We start from the raw sequence: 26,623 nt of genomic DNA on the forward strand, positions 1-26,623 counted from the left end.
TGTTCATTACGATTCTTTGTTACTCCGGTTGTTTGTTTTTTTTGAGCTTGACGTTTCACATATCCATGTTTTTTTAACAGTTTTTTAACAACTGTTGTACTGACTATTGTTTCCTGAGCCTTCAGACCTTCAACTATTTGTTGCTGGGTAAGATTTGTCCATTTAATTTTTTCCGACATGGGATCTCCGGCTGTGTGGTTTTTTAATACTTCTAAAAAACGCTCATTTAAATCAGGTATCTCAGACTCCCTACTTTTTCTTCCTCCCCCACGTCGGCGAATTGTCTGTTGATTAAAAGTAGTGTCTGATTCACTTTTTAACTCTTTAATTCCCTTGGCTATTGTATTCCTGTCTACTCCCAAAACTCGGGCTATGTAAATAATTCCACCATGTCCAAGTTTTACGGCTTCTATAGCTGCATATTTTCTTTGGTCTTTTTCAGATAAAGACTGATGATGTTTTCGCATTAAATCAGTAATTTCGTCTGAGTAACACATAAATTAAGTTAGTAATAAATGATTTAAATCAAAAAATCTTGGGCGACATAAGAAGAACCAAGTAGGTATAATATTTGACATCTCTACCGAAACATAAACCTATTCATATTCACTCATTTATTTATTATACATCGCTGATGTTATTAAATTTTCATTCCTTACAAGCAACAGCAACTTTACTGACAGAGGTAGCGCGAGTAGAACTGGAACAAGGATATGCTAAACTGCTGTGGGAAACTGACATTAATCCTATAGAATGGTTAAATAAAATTGCCAATAATGCTGGATTGATTGACCGCAGCTTACCCGATGGAGTTCTCGATCCAATACCTTGGATACCGCTGTTGTTAAAATTAGCCAAACTTTTGTTAGCGCGGGGAGAAGGGGAATTAGCCTATCAGTGTTTAATTGCCTCGGCACCGCCAGATATGCGGGCTTCTGGATTTGAAAGATTAGCGCGAGAGATGAATTACAAACAATCTATAATTTGCGATCGCACCTAATGATAAGTTTAACTTTAATTATACTGGGAAACAGCAATCCTGACTGGGAAATAGAGGCGATCGCCGCTTTCCAAAAACAAGCCTGTGACTTACAGCAGGTAATGAGATTCAATCCCTCAAACCCCCACAACACGGTTGATTTTTTATCCTATTTGCAACTTTTAAATACAATTAATACAGAAGTCACAGCTATTTTACCAGCAAATACACAATTAAATTTTTTGCTACCTCAATTCGCAAATACTGCACTGGCATTCTTACCGCCTAGGATGGAGTTTCCTCTAGAAACTGCCCAACAATATCCTGTCGCCGCCTTAGCTTGGATGGCATCAAGTTTTTTGGTAAAAGCGGCACTACCGCAGTTAGAAATAACGCGCTGGAATTTGTTAGCAGTTGCTGGGGAATTAGAACGGCAAAACATCGCTTTTACTTGGGGTTCTGCTCGGGCAAATACTGCTATTTTAGAATTGGATAATTATCAAATACAAGCTGATTATCTATGGAAAGGTTCAGAGATAAATAACAGCTATATCTGCACAAATATAGATAAAGAAAACATCAAATATTCTCGAAATCGCGATCTAATTACTAGCAAATCTCGCGTGCTGGCTGTGATTCCCCATTATCGCTGCGAACAGTTTCTCCATCGCTGCTTGCAGTCTCTGGTAACTCAAACTAGACCTCTGGACGGTATTGTAGTTATTGATGATGGTTCGGATGTGCCGCCTGTAGATATCGTGCGAGACTTTCCGGGAGTGACTTTATTAGCTTCAGCTTTGAATGTCGGCCCTTATCGCTTAATTCAACAGGTGATTTGTCAAACAAATTATGATGCTTATTTATTTCAAGATGCCGATGATTGGTCGAGCAGCTATCGGCTGGAGTTGCTGCTAGCAGCAGCCGAAAGTTATGGAGCTGAATTAGTCGGAACTCAGGAGTTGCGCGTGTTTGAAGATGACAGGGTTTTACCCGTACTTTATCCTCTCAATGTCAGCGCCGCCCTAGCAGCAAAACCGGGGCATCCGCTGTTGCATCCCACCAGCTTAGTTTCGCGGAATTTAGTGTTGAGATTGGGCGGTTTTGCTACGGGATTGCGGTTTTCGGGAGATACTGAGTTTTTGTTGCGAGCGCAGTTTGCTGCGACAATAGTTAATGTTCCCGATTACGGTTATTTTCGCCGGCACCGAGCTGGTTCCCTAACTACCGATCGAGCAACTGGATTAGATTCTCCAGTGCGTTTAGAATTGATTCAGCAGCTCAAAAAAAGAGCGATCGCCAACAGTGCTGCGGTGCGGTCAGGCAAATTACCGGATTTGCGTCCTTTGGAGACAGCAGGGGAGATCGAACTCAATTATATAGCCGGTTCTGCCCTTGAGAGCTCAGACGTATCGATTTGAGATTTGAGATTTGAGATTAGAAATGACTGATTCTGGATGAGCGGTGTCAATATCGTGTTACAGGTAATTATCCCCGTTAAAAATCGTCCCGAAATCGTTGACTGCGTGCGATCGCTTTTAGCAGTTGGTTATCCCGTGACTAAAATCATTATTTGCGACGGCGGTACCGCTGAATCTAAATGTTTAATGGCTTTACAAGATTTAGCCAAATTATCACAGGTAGAGTGGTTCAAGTATCCTCAATCTGATTTTAATAAATCTCAGTTAATTAATCAGGGTATTCTCCAGGCTAGTAGCGAATATTTGCTGATTTCTGATGCTGACATCATCTGGAATAGACAAGGAATTTTACAACTATTCTTTTCCATTTTAGAACCAATTGATCGGGAATCCTTTTATTTAAGAACTCGGATAGAAAATGTAAAACATCTCCCAGAAATATCCTCTTTATCGGCTGTAAGTAATTCAAAAAACGGGATTATTTGCTGTGTAAGAACTGTAGCAGAGTCTTGCCTGCAAACAACGGCCCTAAAGCGGGAACGCTTTAGTTACAACATCCAGAAGGGGGAACAGATTGCTGCTGTTAATATTGTACTGGCGGTGGCGGGCAATCGCGCTCGACCTGGATGCGGTTTGCTCTGTACCCGCAAACAAACGTTATTATCATTAGGAGGATATAAAGAAAGTTTTACAGGTTGGGGATGGGAAGACCAAGATTTGCTGATTCGCGCTACCCTTTTTGGCATCAAGATATGCGCGGCGGGAAATGTAATTCATCTTTCTCATAGCGATGCTGCGCGCAATCAGCACCACCAGCAATTGCCGCCAACACAAACGCGAGATCGTAACATCATCTCTTGCTTGCAATCTCTCCAAAAAGGCGATATATTTGGAGACTTACGGCAACCAGCAATGCTACCTCATCCATTGTTGGAAATTACCACTAATTTTACCCCTAATTCTAGTTGTGAGTGAACTTCAGTTATCCTTAATTATTACCTACCGCCAGCGGGAAGAGCATTTGAGAACTCAACTCGCGTGGTGGAGAACTCAAGCCTCGGAAAGTTTATTATCTCTTTGCGAAATCATTTTAATTGAACTCGATTGCATTCCTTCGGCTTGGATTTTACCAGAAATTACTAATTTGCCAGTCAGTTACAATTATCTGCCCGTTGGGGGAACTTTTCATAAAACCAAAGCTTTAAATTTAGGTTTATCTCTGGCGCAAGGGCAATGGGTAGCTGCTTTTGATGTCGATCTCATTCCCTACGGAGATACTCTCGCTCGCCATCTAAAAATGGCTCAACTTTCAGCCCAAATGTTAGTAACTGGGTATCGAATGATGTGCGATACTCCGCACCTGGATTTTGCTCAAAATTTGGCTACAATCGAACAGTCGCAAGTTGCACCAGAAGATATGCCAACCGCGCTATTTAAGCACTTGATCCGGCGGGAAAGATTTGGAGTTTTACCCCTATTTCAAAGCCAACGCTTAATCGAAATCGGGGGATGGGATGAGACATTCATTGGCTGGGGAGCTGAGGATCAAGATATTGTGGAACGATACTTAGGAGAGGATAGATATTTTTGTCGCTCGCCTGAATTAACCTACATCCATTTAGCGCATCCACCCGATAATAATTGGTCGGAATCTTGCTGGATAGAACAAAATCGCCAGCACTATTATACTAAACGTCAGTCGATTTGAAATTTGAGATTTGAGATTGACTGCACAGATGAATCTGATAGCTTGAGCTTTTGGCTAAACCAGATCTAAGTTTCAGTAATATCAAATTGAAGTTGCGGCGAAGCGCGGCATTTGACTTTTGCCGACGAGAGAGCGAGATCGGTTAGCAGTGCGGTAGCGGTGCGGGCCGACTACACTTAAATTCACACGCTTATCGGTGGAGTAAAAAGGCGATGATTGTTCGCATCGGCACTGAGCGGTTGGAGTTACGACCATTGGGAAGGCGTGCTTTATCCCTACCATGACTCTGGATACTCGGCATGGGTTGGAAGCCCTCCGCTAGCACAACTCCACGGCGCTCTCGATGCCCAGAAAATGCGATCCGTCGGAGCCATAGGCGGTGCTGTATCCAGCGAGCCGGCTGGAACAACCACAATTAGGCCGCTGCGCGTTAGACGGGGGAGCGGGCACCCGCAATGACTGCAAAACCATTTGCTGAAGCTCGTTGCCGCGGGAAGGTCGTAACGTGTGATGCCTTCCTCCCCTGACAGCCACCGGAACTGGCTCGGCTCAACGGTTAGATTTGTGGCGTGGCCTGTGCCCGTGCCTTTGCGACACCGCGAGCAGTAGCAATGAGCCATTTTCTGGAACGGTGGGTTCACTTCAAAGGTCACAGTTCCGCAAAGGCAACTACCGTGAATGCTGGGCTTATCCATCTGCTCTCTCCGAGTGTCTAAATATTATTAGGCTGAACGATTCTAGTTATCCACCAGAACTAGATGGACAGCCAGAATCGTTCTGTATATCATTCTAAATTTAGTGGATAGGTAGAATTGTTCCGTATATTAAGTATTTTCTAGAGGAAAGGCTGAATTTTTCCGTATATCTTCAAATGCGCTCGCCCCTCGCTGTAGGTTGGGTTGAGCTTGCCACGTCCTTGCTTGCGAATCCGGGTAACGTGAAACCAAACATGGCTCGATGGGGCGCTCGCACCGGGATTGAGGTCTAGAAGCATTTATGAGTATCGGGTTTCATCTTTCAACCCAACCTAAAAGATCGGGCGACCGCATTAAGTTGAAGGATAGAATGCGCGAGCAAGCTACAAACTGAGATAGCTCGCATTCTCATACCTCAAATACCTCGATCTATTCCATTCCCCACGTATTATCCCAGCTATAGCACTCTTGAATCAGTTGATGTACCGCAGCACCTGCGGTTGAAAACGTACCGCAATTAGTTCTTTTTGTTCCAGATGCCGCATGACCGACATCTCGATACAGCGCAAACTGACCGTTCTCAAAATGAATAGAGAGCGTAATAGCAACGCCATTTGTATACTGTTTCCACAAGTTAACAAATGAAGCTCCTTGCGGTATCAGTTTTACATCTTCTAGATCACAAATCCATTGCCGCTGTTGCAAGTCTGTCCGCGTATGTTCCTCTATCATTGCATTCCATGCTCTTATCGTATTTGAGTTGTATCATTACCTAAACAAACACTAATTGAGCCAAAACTGTACAGCAATCTAACAGTTCGCTTGAGTGGCTCCAAGTGACCTTCGCAATGCACTAATGTCTTTCGTCAGTCCGCTCCAAGCAAATTGTTATACAACCGATGCCAAACAACGTTACCATCCCTGAGCATATAGCTGTTTAACCGCTCCAGGATTATGCTTACGGCGAATATCGCCAAACTTAGCCTCATCTGTAACTTCTACATACCCGTCTGAAGCCACTGTATAAACACCCGTCTCATAGCACTCAGCTAAGGCCAACATCATATTAGTAAGGTTTGTGAAAGCAAAGCTCAATGAACCATCATCACAACCTACATGAAAGATCGGGGCAGTATCATTTAGATTGTCACTACCTGTAACAGCAAAATACTCACCATCAAAATCAAATATTAGAAAGAGGTGAAGAGGGTCTCCATCTCTTTCTCGAACTTCAAGCCAGTAAGAATCATTAAAACCTTGTGAATATTGCAAAGCAGTGTCTAGATCTAACAAGTAGTGATATACAAAAACACCGCACCTATCATTAGTACCATTACACCATTGATATAATTCGTGGACTTCACGAGATACACAAAAAGGTATCTCACCTAGCTTCTCTTCAACTTCTTCGGGTGATAAGCCTGGCTGAAAACCTGACGCACAAATAGGGCTGTTTTGTTGAAGCCATTCCATGATGCGGTTTAGAGCATCAGTTAAAGCTGACATAATATTGCCTCATAGAGAACTCTCGCATTAAGTTGAAGGATGCAATGCGCCAGCGAAATCAACACACCTGCACTTAAAGCTTCTTGAAGTATCTGGCAACTGGTAACAGCTCGAAGCCCGCCTTTTCGTAGGTGTGACGGGCTCTTTCACGACCGGGTTCGCCCCCAGTCTCAACCATCGCCACAGACATCCCAGGGCCTTAGTTCCCTGAAGCTGAATTAAAAATCGGAGGTGGCGTTCGTCTAGGTTGTTGTTTGACGATCGCACTCTTCGAGATTGGGGGCACGGGTTGGTGTTGGGATTTGGTTCTGTTTTCATCAAAACTGAGGTGTTGGGAGCGATCGCACTTTTGCTCAGTTAATCCCATCTGGCAAGTACAAATCATCACCCGGAAGTCGCCGCTCGATAACCTCTTTTCGGTTCTCCAACATAACTGACTCAAAAAATTCACCAAACCGCAGATTGTACTCAGGTTCAGTACGTTTGATGCTGAATGCTGCGTCAGCCCGCCGTTCGATAGATTCTGCCATGCTAGCTTGCACTAAAGCTTGAGCTTTTACGTTGCCTTTAGTTGCTTCATTGAGCCAGTATGCTGTAGCTAATGCAATGGGAATAGGCTTGATTAATTGAGCGTTGCCTTCCACTGGAATGCTTTGGGCTTGTGTAAAATTGTATCCGCCAAAAGGCAGAGCTAAAGCCGATTTCCCAGCGATAAACTTAGTTAATGCGCTGCCCTTTTTATCCACCGCACCCATAACCCCAATTGCATCGACTTTGTAGCCGCCGTCGGGTAGTTGATAAACATTCAGAGGAATCGCACCTAAAAGGATGGTGGCGGAAATAGCTTTAACTGTCATTTGTGAGTTCAAATAAATTACAATTGCCAGAGATTAGCCTGTTTTTGACTAATTAATCAACGATATCTCTGAGCAAATAATTTAGTTTGCGGACTACCGAACCTAGCAAGTAGTGTTTGCTCTACATAGAGCAATCCACCGCTGAGAATGATGACAAGCGAACTTCGCGTTGGCTGTCCTAGGTCGCAGGACTTCGACATTCAGCTCTAGTTTTTCTCCCAGCCACAAAGAATGTGTTGTATGGTCTGCCAGATCGTCGCCTGTTTCGAGATGGACGAGAATATTTAGTTCCTGGCGGTGGAGCATCAACCAGGGAACGACTGTGCCAAACTGCGGGGGTAAAAACGCAACTTGATACATCGCTTGGGAGTGGGGGCCAATGGGTTTGTCGTGCCGCCGTGCCCTTGCTGCACCTCGAACCGAGCCAATCCTTCGCGCACGCGCTCTGCGGCCGAAGGCGGCGATCGGCGTCGAAATAAATATGTGCGTGAAAACCAACAATTTCGCTGGCGTCTTCTTTCATCATTTTCAGTGGGGTATTGAGCCGACATTTGCACAAAACGGCTGTTAACTGAGCGGGTAACTTGACTTATAGCAAACTGCGGAATTCAGCCATCCGTGTTGTTCGCACTCACTCCGTTAATTGCATCCAACTCAACAGCAGATAACACTTTGGGTTCCATCCCGTACAAATCGCATAGCACGGCCTTGACGTTCGGAAACACAAAATATTCCGTCAGTTTTCCGATGCGGTAATTAAAGGGTTGATACCGGTGTTTGAAGTACAGCTCCACATTTCCCCGGCGTTCCCACAATCCCAGCAAATTAACAACCACATCCGAGTAATGCCCTCTCACATCCCGCTCCACTTCAGCTATCCTCTCTTCAATCTGACGAGTAGTAACGCCAATTTTATAGAAGCAGTTGGCATCAGCTTTCACCTCTAAAAAGTAGAGCGAGTTCACCAAAATCCGGCGAAGCTGTGCAAGGGTAATCAGCAAATCAGCCCGCCGTTCATCCAAACAAGATAAACCTGCAGATAAAGCAATTTCTACAGAGCCTTCCAATGAAGCTAGCTCCGACAGCAGCAAAGGTTCCTGGACTTTGTTGAATAACACCAGGGGAAGCGCGCCGACGGGGATTTTGCCGAGGTCGGTAAAGTGATAAGTGCGATCGCCCGACGACTCCACCAATCCTTTGAGTTCCCACCGAAAGTTTACCAAGTCTTTGGAAATGGCGTAATTTTGTGCGCCGTACTCTTTCCACAGCACCTTCAACTGTTCTAATTCCTCACCCTTAAGCTCGATGGTGAAATTATTGTAGAGAGGCAGCGATGGGAAAGCTTTGGTTTTAATCCGCTGTGACACGGGCTTGCAAGTTTCCCCGGTGTGGGCGAAGTGATGTTCTTTCACTGACCCTTTTTTCGCTGTCAATCCGCCGCCACAGTAGAGGCAAGTTAGCTGAGTTTTTCCGCGCACAACTTCATCAATGCCCGTCAGTTCGCCACTGCGAGCAACACCAAATTTAAGCCACATCGCCCTTCAATTCTCCTCAATGCAGGTTTGAAGATGCACCCGCTAGATGAAGAATTGTAACAATATTGCTTGTTAATAGCCTCTGCCTTGGGGGAGAACCAACCTCCAGGTGCTGCTGAGGGCGACTCTTTTGAGAAGTAAATTTTGAATAAAGGCAAGTGTTCCTTAGTCTAAATTAGTATTTATAACCACACTTTGAAAGAGTAAATGCTCAACTTACTTGAAGAGCAACAGCCGGAAACCTTGAAGTTGCAGGCACCGGTGCCACTGGCATTGCATCCAGCTGCGGTGTACCTTGACAGTTTGGGAAGCGATCGCTCGAAGGCAACGATGGGGGCGGCGCTGGACATCATGGCGAAGTTGCTGGCGGGCTCGGAGTGCGACCGGATGACGTTGAATTGGGCAGCATTGCGCTACAAGCACACGGCAGCGCTGCGCTCGGCTCTGGAGAAAAAGTACGCGCCAGCTTCGGTCAATCAAATGCTGTGCGCCTTGAGGCGAGTGTTGAAGGAGGCTCTGCGGTTAGATTTAATCGACCCCCTGGATTACAGCAAGGCGGTAGACGTGAGAAGCGTCAAGCAATCGGGAAAACCAAGGGGGCGGGCACTGTCACCGCATGAAATTGCAGCGCTGGTGCAAAGCTGCTCTGGCGAGAGTACCGTTGATGTTCGAGATGCAGCCTTGATTGCTATCTTGCGGGGGGGAGGCATCCGCCGCGCTGAAGCAGTCAGCCTTAATTTGGACGATTTCAACCGCTCCACGGGAGCATTGGAAATTCGATTCGGGAAGGGGAAGAAAAACAGGATGGTTTATCTCCCAGAGGCAGCGATGGCGTTGGTGGAACAGTGGCTCAAGTTGAGGGGAGAAGCACCAGGGCCGCTGCTTTTTCCCATCCGTAAGGGAGGAGAAATTCAATTTCGGCGGATGACGGACGATGGTATTTTGAAGATTTTGCAGCGACGGGCGTTCCTTGCCGGAGTGGATTCTTTCTCGCCTCACGATTTTCGGCGTACATTTTGCTCAGATCTCCTCGATGCTGGAGTCGATATCGTGACAGTGCAAAAGTTGGCAGGTCACGCTTCCCCCGTGACGACAGCTAAGTACGATCGCCGGGGCGAAGAAACGAAGCGACGGGCTGTGCAGCACTTAGGGTTTTGATGCTGAGGGTGGAAAGCTCATCGCAGATTTTCTTGAGCAATGCTAGGCCGTGCCTTCTATTTTTATCTCAAGCGCGATCTGGTTCCATACACCGATGTCATGAAGTACAACACTTATGGTCGCAGTGGGAAAGCCAGGGCTTATATATATTCTTTTTACCCAAATATTGTTCGGAAATGAATCCAATTGAATTGGAGTCGCAACACATCAAAAAAGATGAACTAGCTGCGACATTTATTTGATGATGAGTTAGAGCACGGGCTTATGCTGTAATTCATGGGGTGGAGGTGAGAGGAAAAAAAGGAAACTACCGTACACAACGTATTAAATTTAACTGGAATTATCCTACTTAATGTTTTGTTACATACTTGGGAATTTTCCCGACGACATACTTATAGCGTGTTTAAATAGTTAAACTTTGGCTTAGGGTAAGATTTGCTGTTGAGAGTTATAAAGTCATACTGGTAAATCGTAAAAAGCTTTTGCGAGGGTCTTGATTACTACAAGGGTGAGGGATGCTGGGTCGCTTCGATAGCGGAAAATTACTTTAAGGACTTGGAGATATACATTGCTGGTGATGTGAATGAACTTAATCCAACTCTCGAAAAAACAGCAGTTCGCTTTTTCAACAACTTTAGTGCCGTTGAGTCAACTTAAAACTGATAAAGTTTAAATCAAAGATAGAATGCGGAAAATTACTTTAAGGACTTGGAGATATACATTGCTGGTGATGTGAATGAACTTAATCCAACTCTCGAAAAAACAGCAGTTCGCTTTTTCAACAACTTTAGTGCCGTTGAGTCAACTTAAAACTGATAAAGTTTAAATCAAAGATAGAATAATGCTTCAATTACTTTTGCTCACACCCCACTAGGCAATCTCTAATTCTCTATCTTACTGGTGCACAACGAGATAGCCGCGTGTCTTTTTGGAAATTGAATCAGTAGTATTCATCGCTTTCCAAAGATTCTCCGTAGAAGTCCATACAGGCGGATATTTATAACTGGCTACATCTTTAATCAGAAACCGATCGCTTTGCTCGTGATAGGCAGCAAGGGGAGAAATATGCCCGCTTTTACCTTGACCCAAAACAGAGCGTTGGTAATTCACGATTATATAGTCGCCAGAACTGGCAAGGTTGGCTTTAGCTTGGGTACGAAATTGGTTAAGTGTTGTCTCCGACGCATAGTAGACCTCAACTTTGACGTTGTGACTTCTGAGCAAGGCAGCTAATTCATCAAGAGTCATCCCCGAAAAAGTGACGGCATAAGAAGAACGGATATTCTGGGTTTGACCGTCAAAAAAGGTGTCTTGGGTTAGGGGGCGGTATCCCTGTCTTTTGCTGCTGAGTGCATTCAGAACCATCACACTACTAGCCACAATAGGCGGGACGTTTTTGAGTTTCAGTGTGGTGCTAAGCGGTTGAAAATCTTGTTTGCTCTTGCTCTGGCGAGCGTAGCTGTTGTCCTTCGGGTGATTCTAGAGAAACCAAAGTTTTGGGAAGTGGTTGTCGCTCAACAGAAGGTGGCGAGAAGGCTTTCCAGGTAAAAACGCTTAAACCTGTGCCGAAGATTAGGAGAATACCACCTCCAGCTTTTATTAGTCGGCCTCGCCATCGGTGATTGCCAGACGTTTGATTTAAGTGCATATCTTCATATCTCTCAAGAACAGTTGTGTAAAAAAGTCTTAGTCAGAATTTTTCGTTAGATAATTAAACATTACAATGTCTAAACCTTGCCATCTGGTTAGTAGCTCTGATACCTATCGCCTTTGCTTTGGACATCATTCTAGCAAGTCTTTTTATGGTTAAAATTTCATTATAATTCAGGAAAAATTTCATTTTTATAAAGCGGTCTGAAAAACTTGGATTCTGTAATATTGAAAAACTTGGATTCTGTAATATAATTTTGAAATCTATGCAGTTTCGCTCGATTTAACCGTGCCGCCAATACCAACAGTCACAGTCAAGTCAGGATACAAGCCACAATCTATCGATACCAGCATTGAGGCGGATGTGCTGATGTTTCAGCTATTGCGCCAGTTAACGCACCAACAAAAAGTACAGCGGACTTGCGCTTTCAATCAAGCGGTGCGAAGGCTGGCAATATCTGGAATAAAGAACCAGTATCCCAATGCTACTGAGGCAAAAGTTCGGCAAGAATTTATTAAAAGGTGCTTGGGTGCTGAGTGGATAGAAGTTTTATCAGACAGTAAAGATTGGGGTGAACTCGTGATTGCAGATCCGATCGAATTAGCGCAAAAAATAGCCAGCATTTTGCTACCGCTGAATATTCCCTATGTGGTGGGAGGTTCGGTGGCAAGTTCGCTGTTGGGAGAAAACAGATCTACGCAAGACTTGGACTTAGTGATTGATTTGGAATCCCGAACAGCACAGAGACTAATTGATGCCATGTCAGGTGAGTTTTACATCAGCGAGTCGGCTGTGAATGAAGCAATTGCCAAGTCCAAAGCAGCACCCCGCGAATCATCGTTCAATGTCATCTATTTGCCTTCTATGGAGAAAGCAGATATTTTTGTGATGGGCAGCGATGACCCTTTTTCAGCTTCGGTGATGAGTCGCCGCCAACTTTACCCTGTTAGCGGTTTAACAGAGGAGGGAATCTACATTTATTCGCCCGAAGATATCGTCCTACAAAAACTCAGTTGGTACAAACTAATTCCTGGCGGTTCCCAAAAGCAGTGGAGGGATGTGTTGGGAGTTTTGAAGGTGCAGGGGGAACGACTCGATCTTGTTTATATGAACCAGTGGGCTGTTACACTCCAACTAACAGATTTGCTTTCGGGAGCGCTGCGTCAATCAGGATATTAACAGTCGGCCATTACTTGTGACCCCAGGAAATGACAAATTCAAAACCCAAAATTTGCATCGAGCATCTCATCAAAATTTATGGAGAAAAACCTCAAGTTGCTCTCAAAATGTTTCGAGACGGCAAGTCTAAAGATGATATTTTACAAGCAACTCTTCACGTGCTGGGCATTGCCGATGTATCTCTCACGGTTAATCAAGGGGAATTGTTCGTAGTGATGGGGTTATCCGGTTCGGGAAAATCTACCTTAGTTCGCTGCATCAACCGTCTGATTAAGCCCACCAGCGGACACATTTACATTGATGGTGAAGATGTTGCCCATGTGGGCGAGAAACGGATGCGGGAGATTCGCCTGACGAAAGTGTCGATGGTTTTTCAGCGATTTGGATTGTTTCCCCACAAAACTGTTGCTGAAAATGTAGAGTACGGTCTTTTGGTGCGGGGAACGGACAAAGCTGATCGCCGCCAAAAAGCCTTGGAAACCTTAGAATTAGTTGGTTTAGCGCAATGGGCGGATTATTTGCCCGACTCGCTGAGTGGTGGGATGCAGCAACGGGTGGGTTTAGCCCGTGCTTTGGCGACAGATGCGGAGATTTTACTCATGGATGAGCCATTCAGCGCCCTCGATCCGCTGATTCGCCGGGAAATGCAGGATGAATTGCTGCGCCTCCAAAAAGAACTGCACAAAACTATTATATTTATCAGTCACGATATTCATGAGGCGCTGAAAATTGGCGATCGCATTGCCGTAATGCAAGATGGCTGTATCGTTCAAGTCGGTACCCCTTCTGAACTCATTGCCCAACCCGCTTCCGACTACATCCGCGCCTTTACTAGAGATGTCAACCGCGCCCAAGTCCTCAAAGTAGGGTCAATTGCCCGTCAAACCATTACCTTGATTCTCGGTCAAAACTCCCCTACAGAGGCACTGGAGCAAATGTTACACCATAACCTTAAACAAATGTACGTTGTCGATCTCGGTGGTAAACTGGTTGGCATGGTTAAGAAAAAATTTCTCTCTGAAGCAATCCCACAAGGAAATGAAGACCTTACTTCTGTGATGCTGCAAAACTTTCCTAAAGCCAATGCTTCAACCAGTCTCGAAAATATTTTTCACCTCTACCAACAAGGACGGACGGTTGCTGTGGTTGATGCCGAAGAAAAATTCCAAGGTGTGGTTGAAGCGGATGATGTTCTTGCTAGTATTAGCAGCATTTGATAAGAGGCAGGAGGCAGGAGGCAGGAGGCAGGAGGCAGGGGGCAGAAGGCAGGAGGCAGGAGGAACCCACGTTTAAAAAAGTGGGATTCAAGCAAGGACGACGGCACTTCACTCAAGTCGAGAAACCAGCCCACGTGAGTGGCTCCTTTGTATCTTGTGGCACTTTCCGCTCATACCAATATCTTCTTTTAAACTGGGCAATGACCCAGAACTAAAGTTTTCATTCATACTTCTTTCCTCCTGCCTCCTGCCCTCTGCCTTCTGCCTTCTCTTGTAAGTTAACTTTTCGCTCTTTTTGCCATCTGTATCAGGACGCTCTCTATTTTGTTAAATTCCTTAACTCTACGCGCTAATCTCATTGCCAAGAGCCAATCCGGGCTGGATGTTATCCTAAACCCCTTTGAGCTTTATACTATACCTCTGGATAATTGGATTAACGCTGCGGTTAATTTTCTCGTTGACAACTTTCGTCCGTTCTTCCAAGCGATTCGTGTCCCGATTAAATTCGCGCTTGACTCTATAGAGGCGATGTTCCAATCGATTCCTCCCCTAATTTTCCTGATGATTATCGGGTTGATGGCATGGCAACTGGCAGGGAGAAAAATTGCGATTTATAGCATCTGGGCCTTGACCTTAATTGGTTTTCTTGGGGCGTGGAAGGAGGCAATGGTGACACTTTCCCTGGTGGTGACTGCGGTAGCATTTTGCGTGGCGATCGGTATTCCCCTGGGTGTTGCCTGTGCCAGGAGCGATCGCCTAGAGGGATTTGTCCGACCCCTCCTCGATGTCATGCAAACCATCCCCATCTTCGTCTATCTGGTTCCTGTCGTCATGCTATTCGGCATTGGTAAAGTTCCTGGAGTGATGGCAACGATCGTCTTTGCACTGCCGCCTCTGATTCGCCTCACCAACCTGGGTATCCGGCAAGTCTCTGAAGAGGTGGTGGAAGCGGCGATCGCTTTTGGGTCAACTCCTTGGCAAGTCCTGTGGGAAGCGCAAATTCCCCTAGCTATGCCAACCATTCTCACTGGGTTAAATCAAACTATACTGTTTGCATTGGGAATGTCGGTAGTTACCTCAATGATTGCTGTGCCTGGGCTAGGATTGATGGTGTTGCAGGGCGTTGGTCGTTTGGATGTGGGACTGGCTGCTGTTGGAGGGTTGTGCATTGTCTTGCTGGCGATTATGCTCGATCGAATTACTCAGGCTGTGGGGAAAGTCAACAGTAGAGGTTCTTGGCTTCAACAAGGACCGATCGGTTTTCTCCTTTCCCGATTGAGAGTCAAAAGTCGCGATCGCTCTCAACAAACAGGATGAAAAACTTTTTTCCCCTACACCCCACACCCGATTTTCAGTACAGATATCAGTCAAAGCTAACTAACCCAATGATAATGAAACTACACAGAAAAAAACCAATTTTTGCTATAGCAGTAGCCTTGATTGTAGGTTTAATTTCCTGCCAATCGACTCCCGAAAGCACTACAAAATCTCCAGGCAACAGTCGATCGACAGAAGTAGGACTACCTGGTAAGGGGGTGAAAGTACGCCCTGGTTCTGGTACTTCAGTAACGGGACAATTTGTTTCAGAAATCCTTCGCATTGGGTTAGAAAAGCTTGGTTACGAAGTCGAAGAACTAAAGCAACTGAATACCACCGCTCTATTTCTTGCTCTCGGTAATGACGAAATAGATGTTACTCCCATTCTAGAAAAAGTTTATGCCAACTTCTTTGAAAAGGCTGGGGGTGAAAAAAAACTACAGGTTGTTGGAATGTTTGCTGACAGTGAGATTCTTCAAGGTTATTCGATTGATAAGAAGACTGCTGAACAATATAAAATCACGAATCTCGTCCAACTTAAAGACCCAAAACTTGCTCAACTGTTTGACTCAGACGGAGATGGTAAGGCAAATTTAACGGGTTGCAATCCGGGGTTGACCTGTGAGCTGATTATCGATCGTCACTTAAAAGTTTACGGATTAGAGGATACCGTCAAACAGGATAAAGGAGAAATTGAAGTTCTCAAGGCAGATATCATTACTCGCTATCAGCAAGGAAAACCCGTACTCTATTACAGTTGGAATCTTAGTTGGTTGACTTCAGTTTTACAAACTGGCAAAGATGTGGTTTGGTTAGAAGTTCCCTTTACCTCTTTGCCAGGAGAAAAGGGAAAAGAGGTGACACAAAAAGATACTACGGCAGGTGGGAAGAATCTGGGATTTGCTGTGGATAAAGGGCGTATTGCGGCTTCTCAGCAATTTTTGGAGTCTAACCCAGCCGCTAAACGTTGGTTTGAGCTGGTTCGGGTTCCTTTTGAGGATATTATCACCCAAGAAAAACTCGCTCATGAGGGTAAAAGTCGTCCAAAAGATATCCGTCGTCATGCCGAAGAGTGGGTAAAGAACCATCAAGCGCTGGTTGATGGTTGGCTAGAAGAAGCAAGAATTGCCGGAAAAGCTTCTAAATGATTTTAACTACTCTGGCTTTATTGTGATTGGTTTTGAGTATACCATTCATAAATCCAGTATTCTAGTTCTTCAGCTTGTTGATAACCAGCAAAATTTAGAGATTTCAAGATGCGATCGGTAATGGGAAAAAACCCGCCTACTGCTAGATACCCCTTGTTGTGGGCTAGTTGGCGCAACTCGTGTAACAGAGTTGTCAAACCTTCATCCGTGCCATTGGCATAACCAATCCACCAAGTTTGATGAGCGCCTTTCCACAAGGCTTCATTTGCGCCTTCAAGATAATCGATGCTATCGACAGGCATTTGGATAACTAGACCGAGCAACTGTTCTTTTTGCTTGAGTCCCCACACTCTGCCTTCATTGAGGCAGTTTATCAGTTGCTGTTGGGTTAGTTCCTGCCACTTAGTAGCACGGTTGAGGTAAAGATATGATTCGCCACTGCATAGGTCAGAGTTTGTCACCACCGCCCAAGCTAAGTTGAAATCATTAATATTTAACTCTACTATCTGGTTAGGTGGTGAGTCTATAGCATCAGCTTTATAGGGAATATAGCAGCCAACTTTTTGGTAACCCAACAGCGTGGAGTATTTATGTATGAAAGTATTATTGGAACAGGTAACAAAGCGCGAGATTTGGATGTTCGCTTCCAGCAAGTACTGCTCAATGTGGTTTCGCAAAACCTCTATCAGAAAAAAACCTTGACCTCGGCGACGGCAGTGCGGATCGACTCGCAGACCCTGCCGCCAAGCTTCTAGTTCGGACATGAGGGCGACTCCTGTGATGGCTACAGGTAAACCATCCATTTCAGCTACAAAGAAGTGACAGTTGGGATCGGCCATCCACTTATCCCAATACAAGGGAAGGCTGTCTGATGAATGTTCCCACGTTTGTTGGCAAATAACCGACACCGCCTCTTTATCCTCTGCTCGTGCTAGCCGCACTTCTACATCAGCTTCTTGGACAAGTAAATCTGCAACTTGGTCTTCTGAGGGTAAGGGTTTTTGTTCTTTGGTCATAATCTTTCCGGTGGTATGGAGCTTCCAGGACGAATAATTACTGGAGTTTTTTATCATATAAACTCTCTCATACCTGCTCATTTTTGACTTTTGTCAACAAATCTACTAAATCATTAATTTTCATTAAGCCAGCTAGCTGAGTCCTGGGAACTTTAATTTTAAGTTCGCGCAGCGATGAGTTAACAATTTCAACGATGTCCAAACTGCTAGTTCCATACTCAGCCATTGATTTTTTGGGGTCTATTTCAGTCTCCTCAAGACCATCAACATTGAGTTTGATGTTTTTGAGGACGATATTCAGCACTTCTTCTCGATTCATTATCAGGTTGCTCCTAAGTTTTTGTGGATTTTAATTTTATTGAAAAATCAGGAGGATTTTCCAATAGTTACTTTTCGTCGATTTGGGTTTTCAGGGTTGTTGATTAGGAGTTAGAAGATACCCTCCTCAAGGTTGGTGACTAAAAATTTAGACATGGATTTGCCCTTTGTACTTTTGAAACCAAGGAGGAGAAAGTCCCTCCGTGAAGGTTCGGATCCCTTCGCTGACTTCTGGTTGTGTTAGCCAAGACATTTGTTCATTTAATGCTAGTTCTGTTTGCTGATGCAAGTCTACCGAATACAACTGCTCGAAATACTGTTTGCTCTGGGCTATAGCATGGGGTGAACAGCAGAACAGTCGCTGTAGTTGTCGGTTGAGGGTTTGGAGCATTCCCTCTGTGGCAACTTCATCCACCAAGCCGAATATCTGTGCTTCCTTAGCTGGTATTCCTCGACTGCTGAGAGCCATGTACCTCAGTCGTGCTGGTGTTAAACGACGCAGTAGAAAAGGTGCAATCATGGCTGGAATCATGCCCACAATGACTTCTGATACCATGAAGACTGCGTTATTGCTGGCTAACACGATATCGCAGGCAGCTACCAAACCGACGCCGCCAGCGGTCACGTTTCCTTCTACACAAGCGATTACGGGGCGGCTGGAACTGTGGATTAGCCTTAAACAATCAACTAACATTTTGAAGAATTCTTGGTCAGGTAAGCTACCTTTGACGAAAGCTTCTTCTAGGTCGAGTCCTTTACAAAAGTCAGAACCTATCGCTGAGATGGTAATAACTCGGCAAGACTCATCGTTTATCGCATCTTGAATAGCTCGACTTAACTGTGAGATTAAGGTAGCATTAAGAGCGTTTCCCGATCGCGGTGATGCCAATTTAATCCAAGCTACCCCTGAATCGAGCTGGTATTCAACAGCTTTTGACGTTAACTCCATTGGTATATTCTCTGGTAGTTTTCCACCCGATTTAACACTAGAAAACCTTGAGTGTCGTAAAGTTTCTCATAGTATCCATTTAAAGTGTTGCGGTCGGGTTCGTAGTCGGGACAATCGATTGATTTCTCTCGCGTAGACTCTATCAGTTCATATTCTTCTACCTTAAGACGCAGCCGCTCGTTAAGATGTTGGTCGAGATTGAGCGATCGCACCATCTCAAAAGCCACCGCACCAATATTACCACTATAAAACTCCCCCTGGCAACCGGAACCGTAAGCAAACAATGATATCTGGTCACCAGGATTGAGATTTCCTGCTGAAGCCAACAACCCCAGCAAACAAACAAAATTAGAGCCGCCGTAGCAACTACCAATCCGCTTTGCAAAATACAAACTTTCTGCTACTTTTTGCTGGAAGTTCAACTTAATGGTTGCCTTGTCTAGTGCAGTCAACCGACTCACTATGTCGCGGTGAGCCTGAAATGTCATTCCCGGAAAGGGAGCGTGGTAAATGTGCTTTTTGAAATCTGCATTGTAATCTACTTTACCAGCTATTTGTTCGTAATGTTCGTATGCCCCCTCTAACGCATCAAAATACGAATAAATGCTGATTTGACCGTTCATGGTTTCGGTTCTGGAAGTGGGTCGAAAGGTATCAGCAATCTCGCTTGTCCAGTAGCCAGCCTTATCCAGTTCGATTTCGAGAATCTGAGGATTTTCACTAACTATGAAGGCAACAGCGCACCCACCACCTATCGGTTCATGTTCTGTGCCGACAAAATTGCGACTGAAGTCCGTATTAATGACTAAAGCCTTTTTCCCAGGTCGGCTACCAGAAGCTACCCAAGATGCTGCCATTTTGAATGCCCCGGTGGAACTGTAACAGGCGTGTTTGACTTCAAAGTTACGGCAATTGGGGCTTAGGTTGCAAAAACGATGCACCCAAGTTGAAATCGGCTTGCCCATATCAACCGCCGACTCGGTGCCGACAATGAGCAGTTCTATATCCTCAATATCTTCTGGTGACAAGAGCTTTTTGGCTGCATTTACGGCAAGGGTTACAGCATCTTCCCATACTGGATAGACCGATCGCTGTTCGCACATTAAATTAGTAGCTATGTACTGGGGGTCTTGACCGCGTGCCTTCGCTAAATCGGCTAGATCGAGATAGAATCGCCCTGCGTACAGATTGATTTTTTCAATTCCTACAGGCATTTAAACTCCTTTTTTTGAGTAAGATTTAATCTCAGATGGCTCTAGCCAGCACCGTTTCCGTTGGAAAGGATAGGTGGGTAGCGCAACTCGGCGACGCGGGTAATTTCGGTCAAACTCAGCCCAATTTACGTCCCAGCCACTCACATACAGGGTTGCTAGACTGTCCAAGAGCGATCGCCACTCATCTTCATCCTTTTTCAAGGACGCTAACCAAGTGCCAGTTCCTTTGGGCAGGCAACGTTTACCCATGCCGATCATCGTGTCTGTTGGACCAATCTCTAAAAATAGTTCATACCCAGCATCTGCCAGCGTCTGCATTCCTTGATAAAAGCGTACTGGTTGACGAATATGATTGCGCCAGTAGCTGGCATCCTGTATTTCTTGAGGCTGCACCATTTGCCCTGTTACGTTGGAAATCAGGGGGAGAGTAGGGGCAAAGAACTGTACAGAAGAAGCTGTCTCCTCAAAAGTGTTAAGGATGGGTTCCATTAGGTGCGAGTGGAAAGCGTGGGAGACATTTAAAGCATGGGTTGTAATGCAATCGTCTTCCAAACTTTGTAGCACCGCCTCTACCGCTTGCTTTGTACCAGAAATCACCGTTTGTGTGGGACCATTGACAGCAGCAATGGAGATAGCGTTTTGGTAAGGCGCGATCGCTTTTACCACCAACTCTTCTTCAGCAAATACCGCAGCCATTGTACCCTCGTTTGGCAGTGAACTCATCAGTCGTCCGCGTTCGGTGATTAAGCGGAGTCCATCTTCTAAACTGAATACTCCAGCGATGCAGGCGGCAACATATTCTCCCACACTGTGACCCATGACTGCATCGGGTTCTATTCCCCAAGACTGCCACAATTGAAAGAGAGCATATTCTAGGGCAAAAAGTGCAGGTTGGGCATAGGCTGTGTCATCGAGGAGAGAAGACTGCCCGGACTCTGGATATAAAATTGACAGCAGAGATTGAGAAAGATTTGGGCGCAGCAGTTCATCGCACCGATTTAAAGCTTCTCGGAATGTGGGCTGAGTATCGTATAGCTGGCGTCCCATACCAATGTACTGAGAACCCTGTCCTGTAAACAGAAACGCGATCTTAGGGCGTTTGCGATCGCCTACCTTGCCATCTAGGGTTCCGTCGGTCTTCTTCCCGGAGGTAAAATTACCGAGTTGCTGGCGCAGAGTATCGGCTTCCTCGGCTACTATAGCTAGGCGGTAGTCGAAATGCGACCTGCCAGTGTTCGCTGTGAAGCCAATATCTGGAAGTAACTGATCCAGATTAGCTGGCAGATGACTTTCGTAGCGATCGGCTAGTTGTTTGAGGGCTTTATCAGTTCTTGCTGATAGTGTCAATAGATGCAACGGGCGATCGATCGATGTTGGATTTGGGATTTTGGATATTAGATTGTTAGATTCAACAATTTCTGACTTTTCATCCGTATTCCTTAATGCCAACTCAGCAAGCGAAAATTCCCAGTTAGCTGGTGTTGCTTCTAGCACGACATGAGCGTTAGTGCCTCCAAAACCAAACGAACTTAACCCGACAAAACGAGGCTTAATATCCGAGGGTTGGTGAATGGTGGGGATGACAAAGGGAGTTTTCTCTAAAGCAATGCGGGGATTGATTTCTTTGAGATGGGGGTGAGGAGGAATCTCCCCATGTTGTAGAGATAGCACAACCTTGATTAAACCTGCGATGCCAGCAGCCGCTTCCAAGTGTCCGATATTCGTCTTCACTGAACCAAGGGCACATTTCTGGTATTGCGATCGCTCTTGCCCTAGCACTTCTGCTAGGGACTGCACCTCAATCACATCCCCCAAGGGGGTGCCAGAACCATGAGCCTCGATATAATCTATCTGGTTTGGCGACAGTTCAGCATTATCCAGAGCTTGACGGATAACTGCTTGTTGAGCAAGTCCATTGGGAGCGGTCAGACCATTACTGCGACCATCCTGATTCACAGCCGAACCCCGAATAACTGCCAGGATGTTGTCACCATCCTTAAGTGCATCGCGCAGACGTTTGAGGACGACCATACCGCAACCTTCTCCCCGCACATAGCCGTCAGCAGCGGCATCGAAGCTTTTACACAAACCATCTGACGCCATCATTCCGGCTTGGGAGAAGGTAACATTCCACTGTGGTGAGAGGATAATATTCACTCCACCTGCCAAGGCTAGGTTTGCCTCCCTAGTCCGTAGACTCTGACAAGCCAGATGAACCGCCACCAACGATGATGAGCAGGCAGTATCCACAGCCATACTTGGTCCTCGCAAATCTAGGAAATAGGATAGACGGTTGGCAGCTATGCTATTCGAGATTCCCGTAGCGGCTCTCTTAGGTGCGTCAAACATCAACTTGTAATAATCTTGGCTACTGATGCCCACAAATACCCCTGTCTGACTTCCCGCTAGTCGAGTGGGTGCAAGTCCTGCATTTTCCAAAGCCTCCCAAGTTACCTCCAACAGTAGCCGTTGTTGCGGGTCCATCGCTGAGGCTTCGCGAGAGGAAACTCCGAAAAAGAAGGGGTCGAATTTGTCTACATCCTCTAAAAAGCCACCCCAGCGCGTATTCATTTTGTCATCGCTATCCAAATTTGGGTCGTAGAAGGCATCTACATCCCAGCGTTCTGGAGGTACTTCGGTTACAGCTACCCGACCCTCATGCAGCATTTGCCAGAATTCTTCCGGGTCTTTTGCCCCTGGAAAACGGCAACCGATGCCGATAATAGCGATCGCTTCTGTTTGAAGCCAGCTTTTATTGTCACTGTTGAGCGTTACCGAACGATCGGTTTTCCCTGTTAAATGCTGAACCAGAGCCTTGATGGTTGGATATTCCCACAATAAGGTAGGAGAAAGCTCACATAAGAGCCACTCTTCTAGCTCGCCGACCAGACTCACTGCCTCTCTTGAAGCTAAACCATAGCGTGCAAAAGGTTCGCGGACATCAATTTGAGTAGGAGCAATGTTAAGGCGATGAGCCAGTTGTGCAATTAGCCAATCTTGAATTTCTTCTTCTGACAGATGAACATTGCTTTTCGGCGGCTGAGTTTCCCCACTTGTATCTTTTTTGTCTCCTCTGTTCCACTCTTTCACAACTTCCAGGCTTCTCTCTAAAAAAGCTTTCCGACAAGCACGACGCTGAATCTTGCCGCTGGAAGTTTTCAGAATACTACCCTTTTTAAGTAGCGAAATAGCGTAAACTTCTAGCTCATGATATTCTGCTACTGCCTGGAGAATCCCACTGACTACATCATTAATATCCTGGGTACGACGCTCTACCTCGGCGATGACAACTAACTTTTCTTCTCCCTCAATCTCGACGGAAAATGTGGCGCAATGGTCAGGGCGAATCGAGGGATGGCTTTGTTCTACTCTCCATTCAATATCCTGGGGATAATGGTTAACGCCTCCAATGATAATCAGATCCTTGAGTCGTCCACAGACAAACAGTTCGCCATCTTTCAAAAATCCCAAGTCACCCGTCCGCAGAAACGGACCTTCGCCAGTATCAGCTAGGTAAGCTCGGAAGGTGCGTTCCGTTTCCTCCGGTTGATTCCAGTAGCCCAGAGCTACACTTGCATTTGACACCCAAATTTCTCCGACTTCATCGCCAGCGCATCTAATCAAGTTTTGAGGATTAACGATGGTAACTTTGGTATCGCCAACCAACTGACCGCAGCCAACGACTTTCTGCACACTTTGCTGATAGTTAGATGCCTCAACAATCCGATTTTCTTCCAATGAAGTGGCCGAGAAGTGGCCGATAACAGGTGGGTTTTGTTGCGAACTGAAAGAAACTAGGAGAGTTGCCTCCGCCAGTCCGTAAGCAGGACAAGAGGCGTTCCACTGAAATCCGCATGACTTAAAGGTTTGAAACAAACTCTCTAGGACTGTGGGGTTAATTGGCTCTGCGGCGTTGCCTGCTGCACGCCAACTGCTCAGGTCTAAAGTAGCGCGTTGTTCTGCGGTAATCTTACGAATGCAATAGTCGTAGGCAAAATTGGGTCCTTGGCTATGGGTTGCCTTGTAGCGTGAAATTGCCTTGAGCCAGCGAATGGGGCGTTTGATAAAAGCCAAAGGAGACATTAAGTAACAGGGGATACCCACGTATAAAGGTTGGATGAGTCCTTCAACTAGCCCATAATCATGGAAGTAAGGCATCCAAGTGACAGTAACACTGTCCGACGTGTACTCGCAGGTTTGGCTGAGGGAGGAACATTGGTGTATCAGGTTTTTATGACTAATCATCACGCCCTTGGGCGTTGAGGTAGAACCGGATGTGTACTGAAGATAAGTTAGCGTGTCACTATTTATTTCTGGTTGCTGCCATTGTTGTGCCAGTTGGCTCTCAATTTCCTCGCTAGCTAGCCAACGCATGGCTGGGAATTCTAAAATTTGCTCTTGGGCATCCTGAAGCTGGGAAAGAATGCCAGAAGTCGTTAGCACCAATGACGCTTGGGCATCTTTAGCGATCGCCTGAAGTCTGGGCAAGGTTCGCTTCAACCGGGCTTGATCGGGTGGAGGTGCCGGAATAGCAATTACGCCAGCATATAAGCAACCGCAAAAAGCCGCGATGAATTCTAGACCCTGTGGGTAAAGGAGTAGTGCTCGTTCACCCAGTGAACCGAGGGATTGTAAGTGAGCAGCGATCGCCTTAGCCCGTCGCTCTAATTCTTGGTAAGTCAAGCTATCTGCTTCTATTTCTCCATCTTTGAGAAAGGTATAAGCAGTTTGCTGAGGCTGATGTAGCGCTCTGCATTGCAGCAGTTCTATTAGGTTGGAATAGTCTGTGATTTGGTTCATAACCTGAATAAGAAGCGGTAATCTGACTGGAGAGGGGCTTTACCAAATCCATGACGCTACTTCACCAATTTAAGTAACCAGACAGAATTAATTACAATACTGATTCTTTACTAGGCAAGAATTTCAGCCCATATTTTTTGTAATTAATTGTGTCCAACTACTTAAAAAGTTTGACTATGACCCTCAACATCCACATGTCTCGACTGCCAAAGTTTTGGAGACTGCAAAAAAGTCACCTTGACAGGGCTACCCCTTAACCAACGTGCAGTTTTCTTAACCTATCACAGATGATCGCGGATACGGATCTCTACGAACATTTCCGCATCGTTGGCTCCCGAAAGAGTCATCTGAACATTGTGGTCATCCAAGTCTTTATTGAAAACATCTCCGGCTTTTAACGGTTGTAAATAGGATTGTTCTGAACCGTTAGGATAAAAGTCGTAACCATAATACAACTCCACATATCTATTGTAGTCTATGGGTATATCCCGTGTATAAATTCTTGCGTTCATGTATCAGCTACCTGAGTAAGGAACGCACCATAGGATCATGAGCCTATCTTGGTTAGAGGGGAAATCAAAACCGACAACACCTACTGTACCTCTAAAGCTCGCAGCAGCGTGCTGGTACAACCCTGGTGAAGCCATTGCCTTTGGAATTTTCAAAGCAGTACCTTTTGTCGTATATCCACTATAGAGGTAAGTGCCAGCGTAGTTGATATCTTCATTCGTGTAATTTGATATTCCCATCACACAAGCTCGGTTAGTACCTCCAGCAAGTGTCCCCCAGATTGCATCGACAACCTTGTTAATAATGGTTGTTGAAACAACTGTGTATACATTGTCACTTACTGTGGTTTTCTGCTGAGGCTCAGGGGGAAGATTTTGAGGAAATTTTCCATCAGACATAAGAATAGGTTCGGGTTCAAACATCGTCTTTCTTCCTTGTAATGGCAAAAGTAGTGGATAGGTGAATTGACTGTATGTATTATTCAGTTATTTAGCTCAACAAGAAATAGATAAAGTTGGTATGTTTGTGTAAAGTTAGATTGCTGCAAGCTACCCAAAACACAATTAGTTGCTTTTGTCAATATACTAAATTGGTCAATTAATGCCCAAACTAGAAGCTCAGGTGGGTTCCAACAGGCGCTTCGGACGAATTACAGATACCAAGTCAGTAGCCGTTTAACCTCTGGTGGACGATCGCTCTCAACTACCCTCTCTCCACAATCTGTTCGACTTGATGCAGCCGCCTATCCACGCTGTTCGAGGCATCCGACCTTCTGTCCATCAGAGGAGTTAAAATCATTTAGAAGCTTTTGCGGCAATTCTTGCTTGTTCTAGCCAACCATCAACCAGCGCTTGATGGTTCTTTACCCACTCTTCGGCATTACGACGGATATCTTTTGGGCGATTTTGACCCTCATGGGCAAGTTTTTCTTGAGTGATAATATCCTCAAAAGGAACCCGAACCAGTTCAAACCAACGTTTGGCGGCTGGGTTAGCCGCCAAAAATTGCCGGGAAGCCGCAATACGCCCTCTATCCACAGCAAATCCCAGATTCTTCCCGCCTACTGTGGTATCTTTTTGTGTCACCTCTTTCAGGGGGCGACAAGCGCCCCCTGAAAGATTCAGGTCTAAGATTGAGGAACTAGAGATCGATCAGATTGAGTAATCATGCGTTTGTCCAAAAAATTAATGACAGACCTTCTTTGATGACGAAACGGCACTCGCCTCAAGTAGGGAAACCCGCCCACGGCGCTGCTTCAAGTTTGTACTACCGTTAAAGCTTGACCCTATCAATAACATCAATGCCTTTATGACGCTTGTTGTGGTTTTGTCCTAAGTAACCTGCTATGGAATCTTTATCCAATTCAAAACGTAATATAGCAAAACCATTTGATTTGTAAACAATCGATTCAATCATCACAAGCGTTTCAGGTTGTTCTACATTCATGA

General features: G+C 45.4%; 29 protein-coding genes. 10 read left to right on the forward strand and 19 right to left on the reverse strand.

Annotation, left to right across the window (positions count from 1 at the left end; genetic code table 11):
- A partial coding sequence (locus tag QUA54_RS04715) for an ISAzo13-like element transposase-related protein (protein WP_445301526.1) occupies positions 1 to 497 on the reverse strand: 497 nt, incomplete at its 3' end.
- Positions 498 to 634: 137 nt separating this feature from the next.
- Here QUA54_RS04715 and QUA54_RS04720 point away from each other — a divergent pair.
- Genes QUA54_RS04720 through QUA54_RS04735 form a run of 4 tightly spaced genes read left to right on the forward strand, consistent with a single transcriptional unit; the run spans position 635 to position 4,105 of the window.
- The gene (locus QUA54_RS04720) at positions 635 to 1,000 is read left to right on the forward strand and encodes a hypothetical protein (RefSeq protein ID WP_333413582.1); all 366 of its coding nucleotides are present in this window, start codon (positions 635 to 637) and stop codon (positions 998 to 1,000) included.
- Positions 1,000 to 2,397 carry a glycosyltransferase family 2 protein gene (locus QUA54_RS04725; protein ID WP_333413583.1) on the forward strand — a complete coding sequence of 466 codons (1,398 nt, stop codon included), beginning with the start codon at positions 1,000 to 1,002 and terminating at the stop codon, positions 2,395 to 2,397. The genes QUA54_RS04720 and QUA54_RS04725 overlap by 1 nt, the downstream gene beginning before the upstream one ends.
- Before the next feature lie 36 nt (positions 2,398 to 2,433).
- On the forward strand, positions 2,434 to 3,372 hold the full coding sequence (locus QUA54_RS04730; RefSeq protein ID WP_333413584.1) for a glycosyltransferase family 2 protein: 939 nt from the start codon (positions 2,434 to 2,436) through the stop codon (positions 3,370 to 3,372).
- Positions 3,365 to 4,105, forward strand: a complete 741-nt coding sequence (locus QUA54_RS04735; RefSeq protein ID WP_333413585.1) for a glycosyltransferase family 2 protein — start codon at positions 3,365 to 3,367, stop codon at positions 4,103 to 4,105. The genes QUA54_RS04730 and QUA54_RS04735 overlap by 8 nt, the downstream gene beginning before the upstream one ends.
- 275 nt (positions 4,106 to 4,380) lie before the next feature.
- Here QUA54_RS04735 and QUA54_RS04740 read toward each other — a convergent pair whose 3' ends face one another.
- The 7 genes from QUA54_RS04740 to QUA54_RS04770 all read right to left on the reverse strand — a co-directional run bounded on the left by QUA54_RS04740 (position 4,381) and on the right by QUA54_RS04770 (position 8,698).
- Positions 4,381 to 4,800: a GFA family protein gene (locus QUA54_RS04740; RefSeq protein WP_333413586.1), complete on the reverse strand. Its 420-nt coding sequence runs from the start codon at positions 4,798 to 4,800 to the stop codon at positions 4,381 to 4,383.
- A 140-nt stretch (positions 4,801 to 4,940) separates the two neighbouring features.
- The gene (locus tag QUA54_RS04745; protein ID WP_333413587.1) at positions 4,941 to 5,099 is read right to left on the reverse strand and encodes a hypothetical protein; all 159 of its coding nucleotides are present in this window, start codon (positions 5,097 to 5,099) and stop codon (positions 4,941 to 4,943) included.
- Positions 5,100 to 5,229: 130 nt separating this feature from the next.
- On the reverse strand, positions 5,230 to 5,532 hold the full coding sequence (locus QUA54_RS04750; RefSeq protein WP_333413588.1) for a hypothetical protein: 303 nt from the start codon (positions 5,530 to 5,532) through the stop codon (positions 5,230 to 5,232).
- A 180-nt stretch (positions 5,533 to 5,712) separates the two neighbouring features.
- Positions 5,713 to 6,306 carry a hypothetical protein gene (locus QUA54_RS04755; protein WP_333413589.1) on the reverse strand — a complete coding sequence of 198 codons (594 nt, stop codon included), beginning with the start codon at positions 6,304 to 6,306 and terminating at the stop codon, positions 5,713 to 5,715.
- Between the two features lie 353 nt (positions 6,307 to 6,659).
- On the reverse strand, positions 6,660 to 7,163 hold the full coding sequence (locus tag QUA54_RS04760; protein ID WP_333413590.1) for a hypothetical protein: 504 nt from the start codon (positions 7,161 to 7,163) through the stop codon (positions 6,660 to 6,662).
- 102 nt (positions 7,164 to 7,265) lie between these two features.
- Positions 7,266 to 7,661: a DOPA 4,5-dioxygenase family protein gene (locus QUA54_RS04765; protein WP_333413591.1), complete on the reverse strand. Its 396-nt coding sequence runs from the start codon at positions 7,659 to 7,661 to the stop codon at positions 7,266 to 7,268.
- Between the two features lie 110 nt (positions 7,662 to 7,771).
- Positions 7,772 to 8,698, reverse strand: a complete 927-nt coding sequence (locus tag QUA54_RS04770; RefSeq protein WP_333413592.1) for a GIY-YIG nuclease family protein — start codon at positions 8,696 to 8,698, stop codon at positions 7,772 to 7,774.
- 207 nt (positions 8,699 to 8,905) lie between these two features.
- Here QUA54_RS04770 and QUA54_RS04775 point away from each other — a divergent pair, with 207 nt between their 5' ends.
- A complete protein-coding gene (locus QUA54_RS04775) occupies positions 8,906 to 9,856 on the forward strand; it encodes a tyrosine-type recombinase/integrase (RefSeq protein WP_333413593.1) in 951 nt (316 codons plus the stop codon).
- Positions 9,856 to 10,098: a transposase gene (locus tag QUA54_RS04780; protein ID WP_333413594.1), complete on the forward strand. Its 243-nt coding sequence runs from the start codon at positions 9,856 to 9,858 to the stop codon at positions 10,096 to 10,098. The genes QUA54_RS04775 and QUA54_RS04780 overlap by 1 nt, the downstream gene beginning before the upstream one ends.
- A 652-nt stretch (positions 10,099 to 10,750) precedes the next feature.
- Here QUA54_RS04780 and QUA54_RS04785 read toward each other — a convergent pair.
- Positions 10,751 to 11,263 carry a phytochelatin synthase family protein gene (locus QUA54_RS04785; protein ID WP_333413706.1) on the reverse strand — a complete coding sequence of 171 codons (513 nt, stop codon included), beginning with the start codon at positions 11,261 to 11,263 and terminating at the stop codon, positions 10,751 to 10,753.
- Positions 11,264 to 11,270: 7 nt separating this feature from the next.
- Positions 11,271 to 11,504 (reverse strand): hypothetical protein, encoded by a 234-nt coding sequence (locus QUA54_RS04790; protein ID WP_333413595.1) that lies wholly within the window; start codon positions 11,502 to 11,504, stop codon positions 11,271 to 11,273.
- Positions 11,505 to 11,795: 291 nt separating this feature from the next.
- Here QUA54_RS04790 and QUA54_RS04795 point away from each other — a divergent pair, with 291 nt between their 5' ends.
- From QUA54_RS04795 to proX, 4 genes are all read left to right on the forward strand, one after another.
- Entirely contained in the window at positions 11,796 to 12,686 is an 891-nt protein-coding gene (locus QUA54_RS04795; RefSeq protein ID WP_333413596.1) for a hypothetical protein, read from the forward strand.
- 29 nt (positions 12,687 to 12,715) lie between these two features.
- On the forward strand, positions 12,716 to 13,903 hold the full coding sequence (locus QUA54_RS04800; RefSeq protein ID WP_333413597.1) for a glycine betaine/L-proline ABC transporter ATP-binding protein: 1,188 nt from the start codon (positions 12,716 to 12,718) through the stop codon (positions 13,901 to 13,903).
- Positions 13,904 to 14,227: 324 nt separating this feature from the next.
- Complete coding sequence (locus QUA54_RS04805; RefSeq protein WP_333413598.1) at positions 14,228 to 15,220, forward strand: ABC transporter permease subunit; 993 nt, start codon at positions 14,228 to 14,230, stop codon at positions 15,218 to 15,220.
- Between the two features lie 74 nt (positions 15,221 to 15,294).
- A complete protein-coding gene (gene proX, locus QUA54_RS04810) occupies positions 15,295 to 16,368 on the forward strand; it encodes a glycine betaine/L-proline ABC transporter substrate-binding protein ProX (RefSeq protein ID WP_333413599.1) in 1,074 nt (357 codons plus the stop codon).
- A 17-nt stretch (positions 16,369 to 16,385) separates the two neighbouring features.
- Here proX and QUA54_RS04815 read toward each other — a convergent pair whose 3' ends face one another.
- The 9 genes from QUA54_RS04815 to QUA54_RS04855 all read right to left on the reverse strand — a co-directional run bounded on the left by QUA54_RS04815 (position 16,386) and on the right by QUA54_RS04855 (position 26,621).
- Complete coding sequence (locus QUA54_RS04815; protein WP_333413600.1) at positions 16,386 to 17,384, reverse strand: GNAT family N-acetyltransferase; 999 nt, start codon at positions 17,382 to 17,384, stop codon at positions 16,386 to 16,388.
- A gap of 67 nt (positions 17,385 to 17,451) precedes the next feature.
- Positions 17,452 to 17,703: a phosphopantetheine-binding protein gene (locus QUA54_RS04820; protein ID WP_333413601.1), complete on the reverse strand. Its 252-nt coding sequence runs from the start codon at positions 17,701 to 17,703 to the stop codon at positions 17,452 to 17,454.
- A 147-nt stretch (positions 17,704 to 17,850) separates the two neighbouring features.
- Positions 17,851 to 18,651, reverse strand: coding sequence for an enoyl-CoA hydratase/isomerase family protein (locus QUA54_RS04825; protein WP_333413602.1), 801 nt, complete (start codon positions 18,649 to 18,651; stop codon positions 17,851 to 17,853).
- A complete protein-coding gene (locus tag QUA54_RS04830; protein WP_333413603.1) occupies positions 18,642 to 19,865 on the reverse strand; it encodes a hydroxymethylglutaryl-CoA synthase in 1,224 nt (407 codons plus the stop codon). Before QUA54_RS04830 ends, QUA54_RS04825 begins: the two co-directional genes overlap by 10 nt.
- Positions 19,866 to 24,665, reverse strand: coding sequence for a beta-ketoacyl synthase N-terminal-like domain-containing protein (locus tag QUA54_RS04835; protein ID WP_333413604.1), 4,800 nt, complete (start codon positions 24,663 to 24,665; stop codon positions 19,866 to 19,868).
- A gap of 281 nt (positions 24,666 to 24,946) precedes the next feature.
- Positions 24,947 to 25,126 (reverse strand): hypothetical protein, encoded by a 180-nt coding sequence (locus QUA54_RS04840; RefSeq protein ID WP_333413605.1) that lies wholly within the window; start codon positions 25,124 to 25,126, stop codon positions 24,947 to 24,949.
- Positions 25,127 to 25,180: 54 nt separating this feature from the next.
- Positions 25,181 to 25,597 carry a hypothetical protein gene (locus QUA54_RS04845; protein ID WP_333413606.1) on the reverse strand — a complete coding sequence of 139 codons (417 nt, stop codon included), beginning with the start codon at positions 25,595 to 25,597 and terminating at the stop codon, positions 25,181 to 25,183.
- 372 nt (positions 25,598 to 25,969) lie between these two features.
- Entirely contained in the window at positions 25,970 to 26,260 is a 291-nt protein-coding gene (locus tag QUA54_RS04850; protein ID WP_333413607.1) for a hypothetical protein, read from the reverse strand.
- A 187-nt stretch (positions 26,261 to 26,447) separates the two neighbouring features.
- A complete protein-coding gene (locus QUA54_RS04855) occupies positions 26,448 to 26,621 on the reverse strand; it encodes a hypothetical protein (protein WP_333413608.1) in 174 nt (57 codons plus the stop codon).
- Positions 26,622 to 26,623 lie beyond the last annotated feature (2 nt).

It is taken from the genome of Microcoleus sp. MOSTC5 (genome assembly GCF_036701825.1).
Lineage (GTDB): Bacteria > Cyanobacteriota > Cyanobacteriia > Cyanobacteriales > Microcoleaceae > Microcoleus > Microcoleus asticus.